Here is a 20,946-nt window from a genome sequence, read left to right as displayed (position 1 = left end):
GCCATGACACACTCCTTGCGCACCCTCGCCCCGGCCGACGAGGCGGCCGTGCACGCGCTATGGGCGATCTGCTTCGACGCCCCGCACCTCCCGGCGCTGCACGCCCTGGACCCCGACCGCCACCGGCGGACCTTCGTGGCCGCGCGCGGTGACACGGTCGATGCCGTCGTCTGCTACGTGCCGCGGCAGCTCCGCGACGCCCGCGGCCGGGTCGAACGGGTGGGCGGTATCGGCAATGTCGCCACCCGCCCCGAGGCACGGGGCCGCGGCCTGGTTCGCCGGCTGCTCACCATGGCCGCCGAGGCGATGACCGCCGAGTCCTGCGCATGGTCCCTGCTGTTCACGGCCACTCCCGGGGTCTACGAGCGCTCGGGCTGGACCGGCTTCCGCACCTCCTGGACCGAGGGCCCGCTCACCCCTGTCGGCCCACCCGAGCCCCGCTTCCGCATCCGTGCGGCCACCCCGGACGACGCCCCGCGGCTGGCAGAACTGCACGCCGGATTCAACGCCGCACGCCCACTCACCGCGGTGCGGACGGCCAACGACTGGATCCACCGCGTGCCCGCCTGGTACGGCCCCGGCGCCGAATGGCTCATCGCCGAGGACAACAGGGGGACGGCGGTCGGCTACACCGTGACCCGGCACATCGGCGAGGCCGTCGAGGTCCGCGAGTGCGCGGTGACGGAAGCCGCACCGGCGGCCCTCGGTGAGTTGCTCGCTGCGGTGGCCCGCCGGGCCCGTGCGGCGGGCGCCGTGGTCGGCCGGGCCCACCTCCCCGAGGACCCAGCCGTCCGCGCTGCGCTGCCCCGGCTTCTCGCCCAGGATCAGGCCCGGGAGCGGACGCAGACGGTGGGTATGGCCCGCCCGCTCCTTGCCCCGCCGGAGGCGATACGCGCCACACTGCAGGCCACGGGAGCAACCCACTGGCATGGCGACTCGTTCTGAGCCAGCGGTCCCAGGGCCCGATGTGTTTGCCTGCCGTCCACTCAGCAGGGCACGTCACCGGGAACGACGCCCTGAGCCGCCACGACCTCGGCGTCCTCATCGCCAGGCGAGATGGTCTCGACGTCTCCCGTCTGCCCGCAGGTCTGCGGGCAGACAGCTCCGTGCCCGGAGCCCTCGACGTACGCCTCAACAGCCAGGCGACGCAGCGGCAGCTGCGCACCACACTGCGAGGCGCCCGGGAGTTCCTGCAGCGCAGCGCGACAGCAGAACAACGAGAGGTGCGACAGAAGGGCCACTCCGTCCATTCAGGCGTCCAAGCCCCTGGAGAACCGCACGTGCCGACGCCTGTACTCGGCCAACTCGCATTCTCACTTTTCACCCCCGCCGAGTCGGCCTCTGCCCCGGAGCCGCCCGAAGAACCCGAAGACCTCTCCCACTCCTGGGTGGTCGCCGCCGAGATCGTCGTACAGGAAGGCACCGCCGAGATCCAGCCCTACCTGACCCACCCCGAAAGGAAGGAAATCGAGCACTTCGAGGCCGAACTGTCGGCAGCATTCCGCATCCTGGATACCGCCCCGGACGACGCGCGGGAGCGGGGCGACGCGTTCCCACAGATCATCAGGAACAAGTTCCTCCGACACCCGCAGAACTCCGCCGCCCACCAGCCCAACTGCCAAACCCCTGAGCCAAACTCATGCTGAAATGATCAGCTGGTCCCAGCGGTCCTGGTTGAGGAACCGGCTGAAGCCCCGCCAGGAATTGGGGCCCATCTCACCGTCGATGGGACCGGTGTAGCCGTAGTTGGCGGCCAGCCGCTGGACCGCCGACCAGGTCATGGGGCCGGGGCTGCCGTCGATGGGCCCGTTGTAGCCCCAGCCGCGCATGTTCCGCTGGAGCGCGCTGTAGGTCAGTGGGCCGGGGATGCCATCGATCAGGCCGGTGTAACCGGACTCGATCCGCAGCCAGTTCTGGGCCCGCTTCCACATGATGGGGCCAGGGATGCCGTCCTGCTCTGTGGACGTCTTGGGCAGTCCGCTCGGCGGCGGCGGGTCGGTCGGCCCGTTCACGTCGAACGCCCAGGGGCGCGCGAGGTCGAGGTCGACGGGGGACGTGCCGGCGACCGAGCCCACGGAGGAGTACTGGTGGGCGGCCCAGTCGGGATAGTGGCCGCCGAGGTCGGGCGGGCCAGGGTAGTTGCCGTCGTTGGCTCCCCAGGAGGCCGCCCAGAGACGGGCGCCGGAGGCGATGGTCTGGCTCCAGTCGGCGGACCGCAGCGCACTCGTGCTGATGTAAAACCAGGGCACGTACGCACCGACCCGTTCCCGGACCCGGTTGAACCAGGTGGACACATCCGCGTCGTTCCACAGACGGGTGGAGTCGTCGAGCACCTCGACGTCGAGGGCGAGCGCGTCGCCGCTGCGGTAGTCGTGGAGGTTGTCCGCGAAGAAGTCGGCCGCCTCGCGGGGAGAGAGGAAGTCTCCCGTCAGCCAGTAGTGACCGACCCGCAGGCCCGCGGCGCGGGCCCCGTCGATGTGGTCGGCGTAGGAGTTCGAGGTGTAGGGGCCCTCGGAGAGCTGGCACCCCCCGGCCTTGGCGACGACGAAGTCCAGGCCCTCGGCGGCGGCGCGGGCGTAGTCGAAGCCGACCTGGTAGTTCGAGACGTCCACGCCCCGCAGCCCGGCCTCCTCGGCGGAGGCCGGGCGGGGGGTGGCTGCGGCACTGGTGGCCGCGATGATTCCGGCCGGGGCCAGGGCTGTCGCCAGGGCGCCGCGGACCAGGGTTCTCCTGCGCATGTCTCCTCCGGTGGGGCGGGGATCACGACAGTGGAATGCCATGCTCCTGTCAAAATCTATGCGTGAAGGTTAGCCTGACTCCGCTCCGCCATGACAGGTCAATCCGAAATGAAAACAAGGGAGTTGATGTGCACATAAGCCATGGATCCGATGGCGGTCGAAAGGGCTGGTCGCAAACCGGAATGAGTCGGCGCACGCTGCTGCGCGGCTCCGCCGCCAGTCTCGGTCTGGCTGCCGGCGGCGTGCTGTTCTCGGCGGGCTCCGCCAAGGCCGCAGACCTCTACAACCCGTTCAGCGGCTACACGATGACCGACGGCTGGTGGGACCATGTCAACCGCGGTTCCCTGGGCGGAATCGACTACGCGATGGGCGTCGGCACCAGACTTCCGGCCGCGGGTGCCGGGACGGTGACCAACATCCCGTACAACGGCACCGGTGGCCACACCGTGACCATCACCCACAGCGACGGGTACCGGACCCAGTACATGCACCTGTCGGAGTTCCACGTTTCTGACGGCACCTGGGTCGGCAAGGGGGGCACCGTCGGGTTCTCGGGCGGCGCCGCCGGGGCCCCGGGCTCCGGGAGCTCCACCGGTCCGCACGTGCACTGGCACCTGATCACTCCGGGCGGCACCCGCGTCAACCCGCTGGACTACCTGGGCGGTGGCGGCGGCACCGCGCTGCCGAAGACCACGACCGAGCAGGACGGCATCCCCGGCCCCATCATGTGGAAGCGCGCCCAGAACTGGCTGCGGATCCGGTCGGGTTACACCGGCCCGATCGACGGGATCCCCGGACCCAACACCTACGCCGCGCTCCAGCGGAACATGCGCGGCGACTGGGGCTACACCGGACCCATCGACGGCAGCCCCGGTCCCATGACCTGGTCGGCGGTCCAGCGGCTGGCCGCCAACTACGGCTACACCGGTCCCATCGACGGTGAGATGGGCCCCAACTCCTGGCGGGGCTTCAGCCGCTTCATCAACGCGAATGCCTGGGACTGGGTCAGCTAATAGCAGCCAGTAGCAGACCGCCCCAGACAAGCCCCGGCGGTGGGCCTCACCCGCCCCCGCCGCGGGCTCCCGCGCGTGAACGGAACCTGAAGGCCCACGGCCCCGGCTGCCCCCGCTTCGTTTGGATCACCAGACTCCGGCCCTGTGCTGTAATCCTCCAAACGGTGCTGGACAGGGCCGATGAGAGATGAAGGGGACAGGGCGTGGCTGCTCGGGGTGGACGCGCTGCTGGGGTGCTCGTGATGGCGATGGCCCTGCCGCTGGCCGGTTGCGGCGATACCGGCGGCGGCGGTGGGAGCAAGGAGCGCGCGGCGGCTGCGATCGAGGCCGCGCGGGCCTACCAGCAGGCCTCGGTGGATCAGGACTGGGAGGCCGCCTGCGAAGCCCGGACCGAACGCCTGCGGCAGAGTTGGGGGACGGACACTATCGCCGAGTGCGTCGAAATCACTGGGGCACCCCGGCTCGGCAACAACTCGGACACGCGGGTGAGCACCGGTGAGGCGGTCGAGGTCTCGGCCTTCAGTCCGCACCCCGCGGGAATCGGATTGCGGGTGACCTTGGAGACCGGTACAGGGGAACTCGGCATGACCACTCACACCGCGCTGCGGCTCGTTCCTGGGAAACAGGGTACGTGGCTCGTCGATCAGGCGGTCAATCTCGTCGACACCGAGGGCACGGACGCCGAGGCCGTGCGGGCCGCGCTCGGGCGCAAGTAAGCCAGCCGTTTTTGGGTTCAGCGGGCGGACCAGAGGAGATGCCTGCGACGTGGAATCCTGCCAGGTAGATAATCGCGGTCCGACGAGGACCTGAACCGGACGGTATCGGTGGACTACCAGCGCGACGTGGGTACCCGTCCCGTCGTCCGGCGCCGAAAGCCGCGTTCTACGAGGGCGCAGAACCGGCGCCTTCCCGGTCCCCGGGGCGTCAGCCCGACAGACGCCGTCCTCACCCTGGCGTATGGGTTTTCTCACCCGGCCGCGCGACGGTACCGGCCCCGAGACATGTCCCGAGAGAGCCGAGGGAAAGGAACCGTGTCGGCCACGGCTCCGGCGGAGCATGCCCGCAGCCCATCGAGCGGAGCAGGGAGTGTTCAGGATGCGTAGGAACCGGAAGTTCGCCGTCGCCCTTGCAGCCACCATCGCCACCACCGTGCTGACCGGCGCTGCTGGTGTCGGAGGCGGGGACGGGGGCGGAGCCGCGCAGGCTTCACCCGCGACCGGCGGCGGCGCCCCTTCGGCCTGCCGACCGGCCAACCACATCGCGAAGATCACCGAGGCGCCGGCGAGCGCGGGGCACAGCCACTACCGCGTGACGCTGACCGCGCCACGCGGATACGAGCCGTGCCGACTGGCCGGTTCCCCCACCGACGTGCGTTTCTCGTACCGGGGTTCGGAGATCGGGATCACCGCGGGCCGCTACGGCGACCAGTCGACCATGGTGACGTTCGGTCCTGACCATCCGGTGCACTTCGACATCCAGGTCCCCAGCAGCGCCCGCGGCACCGCCGCGGACGAGGCGTCGTTCACGCTCCGGGCCCCGGACGGAGAGATCCCCGGCACGTCCGTCGCCGAGGGAAGGGCTCGGGTGGCCAGTGGCACCCTCATCGGTCCGGTCCGCCGCGGAGCCTGACTCCGCGGCACCCCGGTGCACACCGACGACTTCACCTGCGGTCATGCGCGCATGACCGGCGCCGGCGTGACCTTCCTGAAAGGCGGCGACCGAGCCGCACAGCTCGGTCGCTGCCCTGCCTGTGTCGGGTCGTCCCTGGCTGGAGCGACTCGGCAGGCGGCGAAGCTGGAACGGGAGGCCCGGCCTGGGATCGGATATACGTCTGGCTCGGGTGGTTCGTCGTGCAGTTGCTCAGCCGTGAGTCCTGTCCGCTCCGGTCAGCTCGCTGGTGTCGGTCTGCGTCGTGCCCGCGAAGTCGGGGCGCAGGCGGTGGTGCAGGCAGAGGAAGAAGAAGACCAATGCGAGAGTGAGGAGGATATGGCCCAAGCCTGCTATGCCGGAGATCGCGGCGCCGGTGTCCTTGCCGAGCACAGTCAGGGTGCCGTGGACAGCCATGAGGGCCGTGGTGAGGAGGAGCCCGGCGTGGTAGGTCCAGAAGAAGGCTGGGAAGAACCGGCCGCGGGTCAGGTGCAGGGTCTTCTGCAGAGCAAGGGTGATCAGGAAGACCAGCGTTCCGAGGGTGAGCAGGTGGGTGTGGAGAACGGCCAACTGGGTTGTGCCGGTGAAGTCGTGGGCCTTGGTCACCTCCCGGTAGTAGAGACCGGCAGCCAGACCGAGGACGGTATAGAGGACGGCGGAGTAGTAGAGCTTCTGCATCGGTGGATGAGCTCCTTCCCGTGGTTGGGCCGCACGGTCCGATGGCCGATGCGGGTGAGGGTGTACCGGCCCGTATCGGATGGGTGGGCCGAGTGTGCGGCGGGTGGCCCCGGCGGGACGGCCTGCCGGGGCCACTCGCCGTGGTTCAGCGCTGGGCGGGGTGGCGGAGGCGTCCGTCGTGGACTTCGGCGATCTGGTCGACGGCGGTGAGGTGGGTGCGGTCGTGGGTGACCAGGACGGTCGCGGTGGCCTGCTGGTGGGTGAGGCGGGTGATCAGGTCGAGGACGGCGGCGCCGCGTTCGTGGTCGAGGGCGCTGGTGGGTTCGTCGACCAGGAGGACGGTGGGGTCGTTCATCAGGGCGCGGGCGATGTTGACGCGTTGGCGCTGGCCGCCGGAGAGCTGGTGGGGGCGGCGGCGGGCCTGGTCGGCCAGGCCGACCGCGTCGAGGAGTTCGAGGGCGCGGGTGCGAGCCTTGGCAGGTGAGCGGCCGTCGAGCTGGGCCATGACCTGGAGTTGTTCGGCGGCGGTGAGGGAGGGCAGCAGGTTGGGCTGCTGGAAGACGATGCCGACCTTGTGGCGGCGCAGGTCGGTGAGTTCGCCGCGACTCATGCCGGTGGTGGGGGTGCCGTCGATGGTGACGGTGCCGGTGTCGGGGGTGATGAGGGTGGCGGCGACGGCCAGGAGGCTGGACTTGCCGGATCCGGAGGGGCCGACCACGGCGGTGAGGCTGCCCTTGGGGACGTCGAGCGTCACGCGGTCGAGGGCGGTCAGGCGGGTGTCGCCGTCGGGGTAGGTGAGGGTGATGTCGGTCAGGTTGAGGCTCATCGGGCGCTCCCCAGGGCGGTCAGCGGGTCGACGGAGGTGATGCGGCGGATGGACAGGCCGGCCCCGAGGGCGCCGAGGAGGATCATCACGGCGGCGGGGAGCAGGACGGTGGCGGGGGTGAGGAGGAACGGCACCGCGCTGCCGGCGACGAGGGCGCCGAGGGCGGCGGCGATACCGGTGCCGATCAGGGTTCCGCCGGCGAGCAGGACGACGGCCTGGCCGAGCGCGTCCTTGAGAAGATTGGCCGTCGAGGCGCCGAGGGCCTTGAGGACGGCGACGTCGCCGCTGCGCTGGATGGTCCACACGGTGAAGAAGGCGCCGATCACCAGCGCCGAGATGGCGAACAGGAAGCCGCGCATCAGCTGCAGGGAGCCGTTCTCGGAGGTGTAGGAGCCGATCGCGGACAGCGAATCGTCCTTGGAGACCGTCTTGGTGCCCGCGGCCCGGTCGGCTGCCGCCGTGTCGGCGCCGGAGGTGGTGTCCAGGGCGATCACCGTCGCGGTCGGTCCGCCGCCGCCGGTGGTGGGGGGTGCGGCCTTCTGCCAGACGTCGAGGCTGGTCCAGACGACCGGGGTGTGGCTGAAGGAGGCGTCGCCCTGGACGGCGGCCACGGTCAGCCGCTGACCGGCCAGGGTGAAGGTGTCGCCCGGCTTGATCCCGAGGTCGTCGGCGGCCGTGGTGGACAGAACGACCGACCGCTCATCCAGCTTGCTGCTGTCCGGGGCGAGGCGGGAGCCCGGCTGGACGCCGAAGGCGGAGACTCCGGTGCTCCGGTCCCCGGCGGTGGCCTTGGTGGTGGTGATCCCCAGCGGTTCGGCACTGGTGACTCCGGGGGTCTTGGACCACTGCTGCCACTGCTTCTCGGTGACGATGGAGTTGGAGTACGACACGTCCTGCCCACCGCTGGGCGCCTGGAAGGCGATCTTGTCGGCGGACAGGCCTGTGATGGCGGAGATGTTCTGCTGGCCCAGCCCGGCGGTCAGCCCGGACAGCAGGCCGACCAACAGGGTGATGAGCACAATGACGGTCCCCATCAGGGCGAAGCGCCCCTTGGCGAACTTCAGGTCTCTCCAGGCGACGAACACGGCTTTGGCCTGCCTCTTTCTGGCGGTGGAATCGGTATGTCCCCACCATCGCCGCTGCCCCCCTGCGCGAGCATCTGGCGGGGGAGGGCACTTCGCGGGTCGAAGGGCGGCACGCGAGTTGTAACTTTCGATGGAGGCCGCCCCGGGGCATGCGTCCGTAGGCTGGAGGCACTGTGAACACCGCCGCTCCCGCCCTGACCCCGACCACCCGGGCCCTGTCCTGGTGCCTGCACCTGCTGATCGTCGTCCTCCTCGTCCTGGCCGCGGGCCGCGCCGTGGCCGACAGCGGGCCCCACGCCGCGACGACCGTCGCCGCAGCCGCGGCGTGCGCTGTGGTGTACGCGGCCGGTCCGGCCCTGCCGCGCATCCGCCGCTCCCCGCTGGCCGCCGCGGTATGGCTGGGCGCCGTCGGCGCCTGCTGGCTGGTGCTGCTGGTCCTGTCCGCTGACGCCGTCTGGCTCGCCTTCCCGCTGTACTTCCTCCAGCTCCACCTGCTGCCGCGCCGTGCAGGCCTGGCCGCAGTGGCCGCGACCGCCCTCATGGCGATCACCGCCTTCGCAGCCCATCAGGGCTCCTTCAGCCTCGCCATGGCGATCGGCCCCGCCCTGGGCGCCGCCGTCGCCGTCGCGGTGGTGTGGGGGTACCAGGCCCTGTACCGGGAGAGCGAGCAGCGCCGACGTCTGATCGAGGAACTCACCACCACCCGCGCCGACCTGGCCCGCGCCCAGCACACCGCCGGGGTGCTGGCCGAACGCGAGCGCCTGGCCCGCGAAATCCACGACACCCTCGCCCAGGGGCTCTCCAGCATCCAGCTGCTGCTGCGCGCCGCCGAACGCGCCCTGCCCGGCAAACCGGAGAACGCCGCCCGCTATGTCGACCAGGCCCGCCAGGCCGCCGTGGACAACCTCGCCGAGGCCCGCCGCTTCGTCGCCGCCCTCACCCCGCCTGCTCTGGAGGACTCCACCCTGGCCGGCGCGCTGGAACGCTTGTGCGTCACGACATCCACCCGGCACCGCATCACCGCACGCTTCCACCTCACCGGCGAAGCGGCACCCCTGCCGACCGCGCACGAGGTCGCCCTGCTGCGCATCGCCCAGTCCGCCCTCGCCAACACCGTCCGTCACGCCCACGCCACCACTGCCGAGGTCACCCTCAGCCACCTCGGCGACCATGTCGCCCTCGACGTCGTCGACGACGGCACCGGATTCGACCCCGACCGACTACCCGCCCCCGCCCCCGACAGCGGCGGCTTCGGGCTGGCCGCCATGCGCGCCCGCATGCGCGCCCTCGGCGGCATACTCGTTATCGAATCCGCCCCCGGCCACGGCACCGCCCTGGCCGCCCAGCTCCCCCTGCCCCCGCCCGCCGACACAGAGGCCGAGGAGCGCCCGTGACCGACAGCCCCATCCGCCTACTCCTGGCCGACGACCACCCGGTGGTACGGGCCGGGCTCCGCGCCGTGCTGGAGACCGAACCCGGCCTCACCGTAGTGGGCGAGGCCGCCACCGCCGAGGACGCGATCACCCGCGCCGCCCAGGGCGACATCGACGTCGTCCTGATGGACCTGCAGTTCGGCAAGGGCATGGGCGGCGCCGAGGCCACCGCCCGGATCACCGCCCGCCCCGGCGCACCCCGCGTGCTGATCGTCACCACCTACGACTCCGACGCAGACACCCTGCCCGCCATCGAGGCCGGCGCCACCGGCTACCTCCTCAAGGACGCCCCGCCCGAAGATCTGGCCGCCGCCGTACGCACCGCCGCCGCCGGCCGCACCACCCTCGCCCCCACCGTCGCCGACCGGCTCATGAACCGGCTCCGCACCCCCGCCACCGCCCTGACACGGCGCGAGACCGAAGTCCTCGCACTGGTGGCCGAGGGCCTGTCCAACCAGATGATCGGCCAGCGGCTCCACCTCACCGAGGGCACCGTAAAATCCCACCTCGCCCGCATCTACACCAAGCTGGGCACCGACTCCCGCACCGCCGCAGTGGCGACTGCCACCCGTCTCGGATTCATCCGCCGCTGATCCCGGACCCATGCGCGGCCCGGTCGGGCGAAGCCCGCCTCTGTCGGGCTGTCCTCTCGCAGGGCAGCGAAGTCGCCCGGAAGCAGCCGGCACCAGATGAGGTTCACCCGCCCCGCCGGAGTGGTTCGCCTGTAGCGTTCTTGCCCCGCGAACGTTGGGCCCGCCGCCTCGTCGCCGTCTTCGATCACGTTCAAGACGTCGCGTAGCACCCACTCCAGGCCCGGAAGCCGACGAGAGCGCCCCCGGCGCCAGGTGCGGCGCCGGGGGTTCCATTCGGACACTCGGCTATGGGGCGGGGGCGGGACGCGGGGCTGTGGCCGGCCCGGGGATCCGGCCGGTGCGGCGGGCCCATACCTCGAATGCCACGGTCATGAAGGGTGGTAGGGCGGCCAGCAGAGCGAAGAACGTCGTACGGCTCAGCCGCCACTTCAGCCGGATCGCCACCAGGACCGTCAGGAGTACGTAGCCGATGAAGGCGGCACCGTGGAGTGTTCCGAAGATCCGTACGCCGAGTTCGGTGGTTTCGGGGATGTACTTGAGGTACATCCCCACCAGCAGGCCAGCCCATGTGCACGCTTCGATGGCCGCGATCCAGGTGAAGGCGCGCAGCAGGCGCCCGGTCCCGATGCCGGTTTCGCCGTCCTGCGCGGGAGGCTGGTCGGTGGCAGGTGTGAAAGGCGTCGTGGGATGTGCTGGGCGTACGGGCCACAGCGCGTGGTCGCCGAGAAGGCGGACGATGGCGGGGACCAGGAGCGGCCGGATGAGGAAGGTGTCCAGCAGGATGCCGAAGGCCATGGCAAAGCCGAACTGGAACAGTTCGCGGATCGGTTGGGTCATCAGGACGGCGAAGGTCGCCGCAAGGATGAGACCTGCGGAGGAGACGACGCCGCCGGTGCGGGTCAGGGCGGCGGTGATGGCCTTGGCCGGGGGCAGGGTGCGCAGCTCCTGCTTGAACCGGCTCATGATGAAGATGTTGTAGTCGACGCCGAGCGCGACGAGGAAGACGAAGATGTATGCGGTGACGCGGTTGCCGATGCCTTCGTCGCCGAGGACGGTCAGCGTGAAGAACGTGGTGGCGCCCAGGGTGGCCAGGAACGACAGGATGAGGGTCGCGACCAGGTAGAGCGGTGCGAGGAGCGAGCGCAGCAGGAGGACGAGGACCGCTGTGACGATGGTCAGGACCAGGATCACGATGAGGGTCGTGTCACGGTCGAGGGCGGAGCGGATGTCGGCGTTCTGCGCCGTCTCCCCGCCGATCAGCACCGTGGCGTCCTCCACTCCGGCCGCGTGGGCCGCGGCCGACGCGGCCTCCTTGAGCGGATCGATCGCGTCGAGTGCCTCGGAGCTGTACGGGTCGAGGTCGAGGACGACGTCGTAGAAGACGGTTTTGCCGTCCTCACCGAAGCGGGGATGCTCCCCGACCCGGCTGACATTGTCGGCGTTGGCGAGCACGGCGGCGACATCGGCGGGTGCTGGGCTGGAGCGCAGGTTCTCCTGGGAACGGACGACGACGGTGCTGGGTGCGATCTCGCCAGGTCCGAACTCCTCCTGGATGAGTTGCTGCCCGCGCTCCGACTCGGTGGCGGCACGGAAGCCGCTGAGGGTGTTGAAGCTCTGCTGGTAGCCGAGCAGTCCCGCGCTCATCACCACGAGCAGCGCGACCACGGCCGAGATGACCCGGACCGGTGACCGAGCGACGAGAGCGGCGATGCGGTGCCAGACACCTGCACCGCGGCTGCGTTCGGCGGCTTTGCCCACGCCCCCCGGCCAGAAGACGCCCCTGCCCAGCAGGAGGATGAGGGCGGGGATGAAGGTGAACGCCACCAGCGCCATGACAGCCACGCCGAGGGCGAGGTACGGTCCGAAGCCGCGCAGCGCGGGGGAAACGGCCACGAGCAGGGCGAACATGGCGAGCACGATGGTGGAGGCGCTGGCGAGGACTGATTCGGCGGTCCGGCGCACGGCGGTCTGCATCGCGCGCGGACGGTCCGGCTCGTCGAGGAGGGCCTCTCGGTAGCGTGCGGTGACGATCAACGCATAGTCCGTGCCCACCCCGAACAGCAGCACCGTCATGATCGAGGCGGTCTGGGAGCTGACCGTGATGATTCCGGCGTCCGCGAGGAGCGCGCCGACCGTCTCCGACACGCGCATCGCCACGCCGACGGCGACCAGTGGCACGAGCGCCATCAGGGGTGAGCGGTAGATGGACAGGAGAATGACGAGGACGAGCAGAATGGTGGCCAGGAGCATGACCTTGTCACCGCCGCTGAAGACCTTCACGGTGTCGGTGGCAATCCCGGCGGGGCCGGTCACGGCGACTTCGGTGGGCCCTGCACGGTCGGACACGAGGGCACGCACTTCGTCGACCGCGTTCTGGAAGGACTCGTCCGAGGGGCTTCCGGTCATGGGCACGATGACCAGCTGGGCGCCGCGGTCCTGCGAGACCAGCTCGGCCGCGGCGTCGGGAGCGGTCACCGTGGAGATCACGCTCGCGACCTGGTCGGGCCGGGTGGATCCCGAGAGGGTCGAGGTGATCCGGGCGACGGCTTCCCCGGCGCTCCTCGCAGCGTCGGCGCCCTTACCGCGCACCACGATGATCGCCGGCGTCGCGTCCTGGCCCGGAAGCTGGGCGCGGATGAGGTCGCGGGCCTTCATGGAATCCGAAGCGGCGGGCGGAAGGTTGGCGGAGGCGTTGTCCTCGACGGATTTCAGAGCAGGGGCGACCCCGGCGAGGAGGCCTGCGATCAATACCCAGAACGCCACCACCACGGCGGCACGTTTCCTCGACCCTAGAAGACGTCGGAGCATGCGGGAGTACGTCAGTTGCATCAGGGAGCCTTCGACCGGAAGCACGGACAGATTTTAGAGACAGGGTGTCTCTAAGTTGCGTCAAGCTAACACAGGCCCCTCGGCGTCCCGGACGCGGGGATAGATTGGCGTGGGTCGGCGCAGCACCCGAGGAAGCGGAGAGAATGCCCAAGATCGAAGCCGGCAGCGTTCGTGAGCACCGAGCCCAGCGGCTCGCTCAGCTGATCGACGCGGCCGAGGCAATCCTGAACGAGAGCGGTGTGGAGGCCCTCACCGCCGGCGCGGTCGCCGCACGGGCCGGCATAGCCCGCAACAGCATCTACCGCTACTTCGACTCCATCGAAGATCTGCTCGAACTCGTCGTGACCCGGGAGTTCCCAGCCTGGATCGACGCCGTGGAGCGGGCCATCGCGGCCGAGACCTCACCCGAGGAGCAGGCAGCCGCCTACGTCAGGGCCAATCTCGAACAGGCTGCTCGCGGTACCCATGGCTGGCGGGCCTCACTCTCGCGCGGCTCGCTCTCCCCGTCGGCGCGGGAACGCGTGAGGAATCTGCACACCTCGCTGCACGAGGCGCTCGCCCGGGTTGTACGCGAACTGGGGCATCCACAGCCAGAGTTGACTGTCGCCGTGCTCCAGGCCGTCGTCGACGCATGCATTCAACGAATCGACCAGGGCGACGAACTGACGACCGTGTCCGGCTTCGCAGCGGGAGCAACACGTCGACTGCTCGCGTACGACGGCCGAACAGAACCTCCCACGCCACCCGTGACTCGCCGCCCGTGAGCTCGCAGGCCCGTCCACGACGAAAGCCCATCCCCAACAAGGTGAGCCGGATCTTGAACCGGTCGGGACCATGCCCGCCACGCTGGTGATCGCTCGTGTACGGGCAAAAGCCATTCGTTGATGCTCCTATTGGTGGTCAAGCGGTTTGGAGCCAGTCGCGGTAGATGTGGGCGAGGTCGTCGAGTCGGCGGATCCCGCGTTCGACATCGGAGATTCTGCTTGGCCGGACGCCGAGGTGTCGTGCGGCAGCGGTCAGGGTGATGTTCTTGGACTGCCGCAAGGGACGTAGGTCCGCGGTCCCGGGAACGCTGATCGTGGTGGTCGGACAGCGGAAGATCTCGCGGGCGATGGCTCGTTCCAGGAGTCGGATGATCTCCTTCTTCGTGCGTCCTGCGGCGGTCTGACGTGCGATGTATTGGCGGGTGCGGGCATCGCCGGCCATGCGGACCAGGGCGATGCGGTAGAGGGCGGCGTTCTGCAGGGCGCGTATGCCGGTAACGGAGTCGTGCTTGGGCGCGCTGGATGCTCGTCCGGACAGGGCTGCGCGGGCTGCGCGAACCGCCTCCGAGTATCAATGTCAGTGGTGATCGATACGATCGGGGTGCTCGATCATCCAAGGAGCACGAACCATGAGATCCCCGGCCGCACTGGAAGACGTCCAGTGGCACTCCCTGACCCATGCCTACGGCTCCGCCGAGGAGGTGTCCGAGCTGATCAGGGCGCTGCGTCGGGGCAACGAGGAGCCGGCCGACGCGGCGATCCACGAGCTCTAGTGCCGTGAATCGGCCACGAGCCGGGGCGTTTTGACGCCCGGCCCGTCCGTGCTCCTCCCCAGCCCTCCTCGGCATCACCACGACGGCCGTCACCAGCACCAACACCGACGCCGTCACCCCAGGCGATCCGCATGGCGCGGACGAGTCCGTCGTGCACTCCCCCGCCGCCGACCGGGCCTGTTGCACGGCGGGGCCGTGCGCGCCGAGGCCCTGGGCGGCCTGGAGGTCGGCGGTGGCCGATCCCCGTGCGTGGCAGGCCAGTTGAGCGTTCTGGGCGGACCGCCCGAGCCGGCCTTGCCGATGGGCCGCGTAGGCGAGTGCTCCAGTCGTCAGGCGTCGAAGCGGCGGCGGGCGGTCTCGATGTGGCCGAGGTACTGCTGGGTCCAGTCGCACATCGCGCCAACCGTCGCGCGCAGGGCTCGGCCCGGCTCCGTGAGGGTGTACTCGACCCGCGGCGGCACGGTGGGGTGCACGCGTCGCGAGAGCAGGCCGTTGCGTTCCAGCATGCGCAGGTTCTGGGTGAGCATCTTGTGGCTGATGCCTTCGACCTCGTCGCGCAACTCGGTGAACCGCAGGGTGCGTTCACCCACCGCTTCGATGATCAGGAGCGCCCACTTGTTGGCAACGTCCGAGAAGATCTCGCGCGCCAACGAGTCCGCGCGTGTCAGGTCCGCTTCGTCCTTGGGCGTGCCCTTGAACTGCTCGGTCACCATGAGGTTCCCCAGTCACTGAAAAGTGCGTTCTTCCATGTCAGCGGCCACTCTCCTACGGTTGCCGAGTAACCACAAGAGAGTACGAGCGTCTCTCACGACAACGAGGAGGCAGGCAGAATGGCCATCACTCTGGTGAACCCCAGCGGGTTGCCCAAGGTCGACGTCTACCGGCAGGTGGCGATCGCGTCCGGGGCGAAACTGGTCTTCATCGCCGGGCAGGTCGCCTGGGATGCCGAGGGGACCACGGTCGGCGAAGGCGACCTCGCCGCGCAGATCGAGCAGTGCTACGTCAACATCAACACCGCTCTGGCCGAAGCCGGAGGAACCTTCGACGACGTAGTGAAACTGACCGTCTACGTCGTCGACTGGACGCCCGACAAGATGCCCCTGCTCCTGGACGGGATGTCCCGGGCCGCCGCGAAGCTGGGATCCGCCCCCGTTCCGCCGGCCACGCTGGTGGGCGTGGCGGCACTGGACATCCCAGACCATCTGGTCGAGATCGAAGCCACCGCGGTCCTCGACTGAGCAGACACCCTGCTGAGGAGATGCCCCGCTGGACAGATTCCCTGCCGAGCAGACGTCCCGCGCCCACTGAGCACCGAAGCGGCCGGTCGGCGTGCTCGGTCGTACCGGCAGCCGGATCACGGTCCACGGCTGGGCTACTGAAAGAAAGGGGCTGTCCCGCAGGGGTGCATGTGGGATGACGCCGCAGGTGGTTGTGGACCGTGTGGCGTCGGTCCAGGGCGGTTGCCCAGGCCGTCAGCGCGGCGAAGTCGTCGTCGGCGAGTCCGCGTCGGGGATCGACCCGGTGCAGCAGGGCGGGACCGTCGTGGTGCTCCTTCACCCAGGTGCGATCCCGTTCCGTGATGTCATCGTCGATCCATTCAGGCGAAGGCCCGGCCGTCACCGCCCGGATACCGCGTCTGCGCAGGTGGTCCCGGATCTCGCGGGAGGAGTACGCCTTGTCGGCCAGGACCGTGTCCGGCCTGTCGAGGACGAACACGAGCGAGCCGTGGTGGTTGGGGTCCTTGAAGGCGGCCTTGGCCGGGGGCTTGCGGGTCTTCTTCACCAGCATGTACGGCTTGACCGCGGAGGCGGCCGTGGCCCGGGACGCCGACAAGTTCGAATGCCCCGTCCAGGCCGTCGAGTACCGGGAACAGGGCTACAGCCTCACCCAGGAGCGGATCGACACCAGCCTCGGGGCGCTGACGACAGCCTCCGCGAAGACCCTCGCGGAAGCCGCGCTCAGCAGTGGGCAACCTCCGGGATCACCCCGGTACGGCCCCTTCCGGGCGAGCCCGGGGTTCGGGCACGAGCGTATGCCAACATGTACCGCCCCGGCCCGGCCGCATAGCCACGCCGCCGCCCGCGTGCGCTGTCTCCTGCGGCACCGGAACGCGCATGCCCACCGGCGCTCGACCAGTTCGCCACCCCTGTAGTACGGGGGCGGCCCCGGCCGTACCGCGTCCCGCCGTCAACGGGGGCCGGGCCTGTCCCGCGCACCCCATTCCCATTCCGGCGCGGGCCGATGTCGAGGGTAGTCCGTCCAGGCAATCCGACCAGTGTCTCGTGTGTCCAGAATCAAGGGGCAAGGCCCGGCCGTGCTCGACGAGGTTGTTCGGGCGGATGAGCGGCATACACGGGCGCGGTGGCCTCGAATTGCCCTAGGCTGCCGAAGGTGACGGAGTTCAGACAAAGTCTCCGGGATACGGAGACAGACGACGGCTTACCCGAACCGCCGGACGTGACGGATCCCGCCCAGTTCGTAGCAGCGATGCGGCGGTTACGTTTGTGGGCGGACCTGAGCTACCGGCAGCTTGAGCGCCGGGCCGATGCCGCGGGTGACGTGCTGCCACGTGCCACGCTCTCCGGTGCTCTGAGCCGCTCGGAGCTGCCCAGAGAGCAACTCCTGGCTTCCTTCGTCCGGGCCTGCGGCGGTGACGAGGACATGGTCAGTGCATGGGTGAATGCCCGCCGACGCCTGGCCGTCGAGCCCGAGAATCCCCCCACCGCCACGCCCGCCGGGCCAGCAGCGACAGGTGTGCCCGCACACAGCGTGGAAGAATCCCCCAGTCCCGTCACCGAATCCGTGGAAGGCGGGAACGGCTGTCAGCTTGCCAGGGCAGGCACCGACACGAGTCCGGAAGAGTGTTCCTGTTCCAGGAAGGAGCACACATCCACCGTGCCTGTACCGACGCCCGCGCACGTCACCGATCCAGCGGCGCCGGACCCTTCAGCGGACAACGGTGGCCTGGCGCTCGCGCAATCGGAGACCTCGAAGACAGCAGAGGTGGAATCCGCTCCCGCGCGGGTGCCCCTTCATCGGCGGTCAAAGCTTGTGCTCGGGGCAAGTGCCGTATTCCTCACCGTCGCAGCCGCTGTCACGGGAATGTCCCTGTTTCCTGACGATGACGCCGACAAGCCGCACGCGCCCGCGATCCAGACACCAGCGCCCTCGGCGACATCCAACAGTTCTTCTCCGCCACCCGCATCCAGCGCCCCCTCGATGGGGCCGGCTTCTCAGGACAACCCACCCGGTCCGGCAGGCCATGCCTCGCCGGGCAGCACCCCCCGCACCACACCCTCGGCTTCGGCTTCGGCTTCGGCCTCGGCCAGAAGTAAGCGGCCTTCCGACAGTCCCGCCCCGCAGCCATCCCCCGAGGAGCCGAACGTCTACGAGCCACCGCCGCCGGCCTACACGCCCTCTCCGTCACAGAGTGAGGAGGACCCCTGGCCGGACGATTTCTGGGATGTCATCTGTTCCCGTGATCCGTCCATGTGCTCGGGATAGACGACGGGACCGAGCGGCAGCGGCATTCTCGGTGGCCGTGTCCCAGGCCGCTGGGACGCGCAGGGTGCCGCCCGCGTGGACACGGTTCATGGCAGGAAGTCCCGTTCCCGTCACGGTGTGATGTGGCGGTAGCCGACGACACCGGATGCGGCGGCGAGCCGGGCTACGGTGACCGTACTGCCAGGGCGTGGGGCGTGGATGACCTTGCCGTGCCCGATATAGAGCTGGACGTGCCCGCCGCCGTTCGCGATCACCAGATCGCCGGGGACGAGCTGTGCGCGGCTCGTGGCTGTGCCTGCCCGGACCTGCCCCCATGTGGTGCGCGGGAGGCTCACTCCGGCCGCCTTCCATGCCTGCGTCACCAGACCTGAGCAGTCGTAGCCGCGCGGGCCGGTCCCGCCCCATATGTAGGGCTTGCCCAACTGCGCCTGGGCGAAGGCGACAACACGCCACGAAGCGGACCCTGCGGGAGACTTCGCCGCCGGCTTCGCCATCGACTTCGACTTCGACTTCGTCGGCGACGGCGACGGCGACGGCGACCCGTCCGTCGACCGGCCCTTCCTCGTCTCCTCCACAGGTCCCGTTCCTGCGGGGACGCGGAAGGTGTCTCCTGCGTAGATCAGCGTCGACGTGCCCAGAACATTGAGCCGCTGCAGGGCCTTGACGGTCGTGCCATGCCGACCGGCCAGAGCGTAGAGCGTGTCACCGGGCCGCAGGACGACCTTCCTGACCTCCACGCGCTTCGCAACTCCCGTGCCGGAAGCGGCTGCTTTGACAGGTTGGGCGGGCTTCTGCGCGGGCCGCGTCGGCTCGGCGTGGGCGGGCTCTTGCGCGGGCTGTGTCGGCTCGGTGTGGGCAGGCTCGGGCACGGTCGGACCGTGCGGCGCCAGAGTGACCGCCGGCCGGGCGGCCGGGGACGAGGAGTCCGTCGGACCATGCGCGGCAAGGAGTACTCCCGACACCCATGAGAGCACGAACAGCACGAGCAGTACTCCCGCTGTCCGCCGCCACCGCGCGCTTACGCCCCCGCCGGACCCCGGAGCCCGCAGCTTCCGGTCACGCGCTGCGGACGAGCGCTCCGGCACAAGCCGGAAGGACCTGAGCAATGTCTGCTGTTCCACCACGACCTCCTTCGAGAGGCCGCCGAATCAGCGGCCCGGAAAGAGGCTGTTCCGGCTCCACGATGTCCCGCCAGATCCTGCGGCGGCCGGGACAGTCCGGGCCCGTCCCAGCCCGTCCGGGCCCCGGGCATGCCCTTCGGATCCTGCGGCCGCAATCCACGGACACCACCCCTGACCAGCACGGACAAGCCCGGACTGTCCCAGCCGCCGCAGACCGTTGCCCCGCACCGCACCGGCCCGCAACGCTTCCCTCACCGCCCCGCCCCGCCCCGCCCCGCCCCGCCCCGCACCGCACCGCACCGGCGAGATCCCTGCGCACGCACTCACCCACGCCCGCCAATGCCGGCGGACTGTCCCCAGCGGCACGAACGGACAAGGGCCACGGCCACCTGACCACATCCGCAGCCCGTAACGACCAGCTCACTCAAGGAGAAGACTCATGAACACTGCGCCACACACGACCCCCTTCGGCCAGAGAGCCCGCAGCGCATGGCCCACGCCCTTACGGATGGCTCTGGTGGCCTTCGTGGCGGCGGTCGGGTTCATCCTGGCCGGCCCGGCAACCGATGCCTCGGCGGCCCCGCCCCCGTCTGACCCGGCAGCCGGCTCCCCCGCGAACGAGCCCAACTGGTGGAACAAGCTGTTGTGGGGTGTGTATGTCCGGGCCCAAAACCCGCTGGACCCTCATGACCGGTACTACCAGGTGAAGCTGCCTGCGAAAATTTTCGCCGAGCGGATGTACGAGCGGATAGCTAAGGGCAGGACGAACTTCTCGATCAAGGATGACGGGCCTGACGTCATAAACGACGCCGCGACCTGGTACCGGAAGTCGCGTCAGACCGTGAAGGGCCTCACGAACCAGCTCACCAAGGCCGAACAGAACATCCGAAAGGACAAGAAACGGGTTACCAACGCCACGACTCGCGCCGAGCGTGCACGGGCGAAGCAGAATCTGCAGGCGTCGGTCAACCGGTACAACCAGGTGTGGAGCGACCTCCGCACCCTCAAGGAAGCGGCGCCCGAGAGCACTGATACGCAGATCAAGAAGCTCGACAATCGAATCCGCTCACTCGGGAGAAAGATCCGCGTTCTAGAAAACAAGGCAAAAAATCCGCGGCAGACCAGGACCAAGGCCGAGCGCGCCCAGGTGCAGCAGCAGATCGAGGACACCCGGGAAGCGCTGGCACAGGACCAGGCCGAACGCGACCGGCTCCGCGGCGATGACGGCCCGGACGAAGCAGGCGGAGCGCGCCCGACCAAGCCCGGGCCCAAGAACCCGCCCAAGGGACCCTCGACAGGCGGCACGAAGATGCCGAAGGAGTCCATTGTCAGCAGCATCAAGCCGCCGAAGTTCGGCGTGAAGATTCCCCGGTGGGGCCGTGGGCGAGGCACCGGAATGACCGAGATGCTCGGTGAACTGGCCGGACAGGCCTACTCGGAGCACGTCGAGAGCGAGCACGAGCAGCTCCTGAAGAAGGCGCTCGCCGAGGACACGCTGCGCAAGCGCATCATCGACGACTACCACCAGATCAAGGACAACAATACGTTCGAAACCTTCGGTCGCGCATTCGACACGTCCAAGGAGTTCACCCAGGGTGCCACACGGGACATCGGCCCCAAGCTGATCGAGCATCAGAAGAAGCTCGATACCACCAAGGCAGCGGCGGAAAAGTCCAGCAAGGACCCGCTCTACCAGCGCGCACGCAAGGAGTGCGGCGGCTACGACACCTGCGTCACCGAACGAACCCGCAAGCTCCGCGACCAGAACACCAAGGCCATCGCCAACTCCACCAAGAAGGCCGAAGCCTCCAACAAGGACCCGCTCTACCTGCAGGCACGCAAAGAATGCGGCGGCTACGACACCTGCGTCACCGAACGAACCCGCAAGCTCCGCGACCAGAACACCAAGGCCATCGCCAACTCCACCAAGAAGGCCGAAGCC

19 protein-coding genes and 1 pseudogene are annotated in these 20,946 nt (G+C 69.5%); 12 read left to right on the top strand and 8 right to left on the bottom strand.

Annotated features, from left to right (window positions below; all coding sequences use genetic code 11):
* Positions 1-3: 3 nt before the first annotated feature.
* Positions 4-945: a GNAT family N-acetyltransferase gene (locus ACIHCL_RS35260; RefSeq protein WP_399868510.1), complete on the top strand. Its 942-nt coding sequence runs from the start codon at positions 4-6 to the stop codon at positions 943-945.
* Between the two features lie 50 nt (positions 946-995).
* A pseudogene (locus ACIHCL_RS35255) lies at positions 996-1,193 on the top strand (dTDP-4-dehydrorhamnose reductase); the annotation flags it as partial.
* 444 nt (positions 1,194-1,637) lie between these two features.
* Here ACIHCL_RS35255 and ACIHCL_RS35250 read toward each other — a convergent pair.
* Positions 1,638-2,738 carry a GH25 family lysozyme gene (locus ACIHCL_RS35250; protein ID WP_399868509.1) on the bottom strand — a complete coding sequence of 367 codons (1,101 nt, stop codon included), beginning with the start codon at positions 2,736-2,738 and terminating at the stop codon, positions 1,638-1,640.
* A gap of 182 nt (positions 2,739-2,920) precedes the next feature.
* Here ACIHCL_RS35250 and ACIHCL_RS35245 point away from each other — a divergent pair, with 182 nt between their 5' ends.
* From ACIHCL_RS35245 to ACIHCL_RS35235, 3 genes are all read left to right on the top strand, one after another.
* Positions 2,921-3,751, top strand: a complete 831-nt coding sequence (locus ACIHCL_RS35245; protein ID WP_399868507.1) for a M23 family metallopeptidase — start codon at positions 2,921-2,923, stop codon at positions 3,749-3,751.
* 242 nt (positions 3,752-3,993) lie between these two features.
* A complete protein-coding gene (locus ACIHCL_RS35240; protein ID WP_399868506.1) occupies positions 3,994-4,467 on the top strand; it encodes a hypothetical protein in 474 nt (157 codons plus the stop codon).
* A gap of 379 nt (positions 4,468-4,846) precedes the next feature.
* The gene (locus ACIHCL_RS35235) at positions 4,847-5,380 is read left to right on the top strand and encodes a hypothetical protein (protein WP_399868505.1); all 534 of its coding nucleotides are present in this window, start codon (positions 4,847-4,849) and stop codon (positions 5,378-5,380) included.
* Positions 5,381-5,611: 231 nt separating this feature from the next.
* On the opposite strand, the gene ACIHCL_RS35230 is transcribed toward ACIHCL_RS35235, so the two are convergent.
* The 3 genes from ACIHCL_RS35230 to ACIHCL_RS35220 all read right to left on the bottom strand — a co-directional run bounded on the left by ACIHCL_RS35230 (position 5,612) and on the right by ACIHCL_RS35220 (position 7,987).
* Positions 5,612-6,076, bottom strand: coding sequence for a DUF2871 domain-containing protein (locus ACIHCL_RS35230; RefSeq protein ID WP_399868503.1), 465 nt, complete (start codon positions 6,074-6,076; stop codon positions 5,612-5,614).
* 145 nt (positions 6,077-6,221) lie between these two features.
* Entirely contained in the window at positions 6,222-6,902 is a 681-nt protein-coding gene (locus ACIHCL_RS35225; RefSeq protein ID WP_399868501.1) for an ABC transporter ATP-binding protein, read from the bottom strand.
* Entirely contained in the window at positions 6,899-7,987 is a 1,089-nt protein-coding gene (locus ACIHCL_RS35220; protein WP_399868499.1) for an ABC transporter permease, read from the bottom strand. Before ACIHCL_RS35220 ends, ACIHCL_RS35225 begins: the two co-directional genes overlap by 4 nt.
* Before the next feature lie 173 nt (positions 7,988-8,160).
* On the opposite strand from ACIHCL_RS35220, the gene ACIHCL_RS35215 reads away from it, so the two are divergent.
* Both ACIHCL_RS35215 and ACIHCL_RS35210 read left to right on the top strand, forming a co-directional pair.
* Positions 8,161-9,381 (top strand): sensor histidine kinase, encoded by a 1,221-nt coding sequence (locus ACIHCL_RS35215; RefSeq protein ID WP_399868497.1) that lies wholly within the window; start codon positions 8,161-8,163, stop codon positions 9,379-9,381.
* Positions 9,378-10,013 (top strand): response regulator, encoded by a 636-nt coding sequence (locus tag ACIHCL_RS35210; RefSeq protein ID WP_399868495.1) that lies wholly within the window; start codon positions 9,378-9,380, stop codon positions 10,011-10,013. Before ACIHCL_RS35215 ends, ACIHCL_RS35210 begins: the two co-directional genes overlap by 4 nt.
* A 285-nt stretch (positions 10,014-10,298) precedes the next feature.
* Here ACIHCL_RS35210 and ACIHCL_RS35205 read toward each other — a convergent pair whose 3' ends face one another.
* Positions 10,299-12,866: an MMPL family transporter gene (locus ACIHCL_RS35205; RefSeq protein ID WP_399868493.1), complete on the bottom strand. Its 2,568-nt coding sequence runs from the start codon at positions 12,864-12,866 to the stop codon at positions 10,299-10,301.
* 119 nt (positions 12,867-12,985) lie between these two features.
* On the opposite strand from ACIHCL_RS35205, the gene ACIHCL_RS35200 reads away from it, so the two are divergent.
* The gene (locus ACIHCL_RS35200) at positions 12,986-13,606 is read left to right on the top strand and encodes a TetR/AcrR family transcriptional regulator (RefSeq protein WP_399868491.1); all 621 of its coding nucleotides are present in this window, start codon (positions 12,986-12,988) and stop codon (positions 13,604-13,606) included.
* Between the two features lie 136 nt (positions 13,607-13,742).
* On the opposite strand, the gene ACIHCL_RS35195 is transcribed toward ACIHCL_RS35200, so the two are convergent.
* Positions 13,743-14,048: a helix-turn-helix domain-containing protein gene (locus tag ACIHCL_RS35195; RefSeq protein ID WP_399868489.1), complete on the bottom strand. Its 306-nt coding sequence runs from the start codon at positions 14,046-14,048 to the stop codon at positions 13,743-13,745.
* A 187-nt stretch (positions 14,049-14,235) separates the two neighbouring features.
* Here ACIHCL_RS35195 and ACIHCL_RS35190 point away from each other — a divergent pair, with 187 nt between their 5' ends.
* Entirely contained in the window at positions 14,236-14,379 is a 144-nt protein-coding gene (locus ACIHCL_RS35190; RefSeq protein WP_399868487.1) for a hypothetical protein, read from the top strand.
* 329 nt (positions 14,380-14,708) lie between these two features.
* Here the strand turns inward: ACIHCL_RS35190 and ACIHCL_RS35185 are convergent, their stop codons facing one another.
* Positions 14,709-15,092 carry a winged helix-turn-helix transcriptional regulator gene (locus ACIHCL_RS35185; RefSeq protein ID WP_399868485.1) on the bottom strand — a complete coding sequence of 128 codons (384 nt, stop codon included), beginning with the start codon at positions 15,090-15,092 and terminating at the stop codon, positions 14,709-14,711.
* A gap of 117 nt (positions 15,093-15,209) precedes the next feature.
* Between ACIHCL_RS35185 and ACIHCL_RS35180 the strand changes: the two genes are divergently transcribed.
* Complete coding sequence (locus tag ACIHCL_RS35180) at positions 15,210-15,617, top strand: RidA family protein (RefSeq protein WP_399868483.1); 408 nt, start codon at positions 15,210-15,212, stop codon at positions 15,615-15,617.
* Positions 15,618-15,958: 341 nt separating this feature from the next.
* Complete coding sequence (locus ACIHCL_RS35175; RefSeq protein WP_399868482.1) at positions 15,959-16,531, top strand: hypothetical protein; 573 nt, start codon at positions 15,959-15,961, stop codon at positions 16,529-16,531.
* Positions 16,532-17,993: 1,462 nt separating this feature from the next.
* Here ACIHCL_RS35175 and ACIHCL_RS35170 read toward each other — a convergent pair.
* The gene (locus tag ACIHCL_RS35170) at positions 17,994-18,620 is read right to left on the bottom strand and encodes a C40 family peptidase (protein WP_399868481.1); all 627 of its coding nucleotides are present in this window, start codon (positions 18,618-18,620) and stop codon (positions 17,994-17,996) included.
* Positions 18,621-19,512: 892 nt separating this feature from the next.
* Here ACIHCL_RS35170 and ACIHCL_RS35165 point away from each other — a divergent pair.
* The coding region (locus ACIHCL_RS35165; RefSeq protein ID WP_399868479.1) for a hypothetical protein at positions 19,513-20,946 on the top strand (1,434 nt) is incomplete at its 3' end.

It is taken from the genome of Streptomyces sp. NPDC052042 (genome assembly GCF_044548345.1).
Taxonomy (GTDB): Bacteria; Actinomycetota; Actinomycetes; order Streptomycetales; family Streptomycetaceae; genus Streptomyces.
The sequence above is the reverse complement of the archived record's forward strand: the minus strand, read 5'-3'. Positions and strand labels throughout refer to the sequence as shown.

Coding starts and splice junctions, on each gene's coding strand:
- ACIHCL_RS35260 (WP_399868510.1), top strand. CDS start 4: ATGACACACTCCTTGCGCACCCTCGCCCCGGCCGACGAGGCGGCCGTG.
- ACIHCL_RS35250 (WP_399868509.1), bottom strand. CDS start 2,738: ATGCGCAGGAGAACCCTGGTCCGCGGCGCCCTGGCGACAGCCCTGGCC.
- ACIHCL_RS35245 (WP_399868507.1), top strand. CDS start 2,921: ATGAGTCGGCGCACGCTGCTGCGCGGCTCCGCCGCCAGTCTCGGTCTG.
- ACIHCL_RS35240 (WP_399868506.1), top strand. CDS start 3,994: ATGGCGATGGCCCTGCCGCTGGCCGGTTGCGGCGATACCGGCGGCGGC.
- ACIHCL_RS35235 (WP_399868505.1), top strand. CDS start 4,847: ATGCGTAGGAACCGGAAGTTCGCCGTCGCCCTTGCAGCCACCATCGCC.
- ACIHCL_RS35230 (WP_399868503.1), bottom strand. CDS start 6,076: ATGCAGAAGCTCTACTACTCCGCCGTCCTCTATACCGTCCTCGGTCTG.
- ACIHCL_RS35225 (WP_399868501.1), bottom strand. CDS start 6,902: ATGAGCCTCAACCTGACCGACATCACCCTCACCTACCCCGACGGCGAC.
- ACIHCL_RS35200 (WP_399868491.1), top strand. CDS start 12,986: ATGCCCAAGATCGAAGCCGGCAGCGTTCGTGAGCACCGAGCCCAGCGG.
- ACIHCL_RS35195 (WP_399868489.1), bottom strand. CDS start 14,048: ATGGCCGGCGATGCCCGCACCCGCCAATACATCGCACGTCAGACCGCC.
- ACIHCL_RS35190 (WP_399868487.1), top strand. CDS start 14,236: ATGAGATCCCCGGCCGCACTGGAAGACGTCCAGTGGCACTCCCTGACC.
- ACIHCL_RS35185 (WP_399868485.1), bottom strand. CDS start 15,092: ATGGTGACCGAGCAGTTCAAGGGCACGCCCAAGGACGAAGCGGACCTG.
- ACIHCL_RS35180 (WP_399868483.1), top strand. CDS start 15,210: ATGGCCATCACTCTGGTGAACCCCAGCGGGTTGCCCAAGGTCGACGTC.
- ACIHCL_RS35175 (WP_399868482.1), top strand. CDS start 15,959: ATGTCATCGTCGATCCATTCAGGCGAAGGCCCGGCCGTCACCGCCCGG.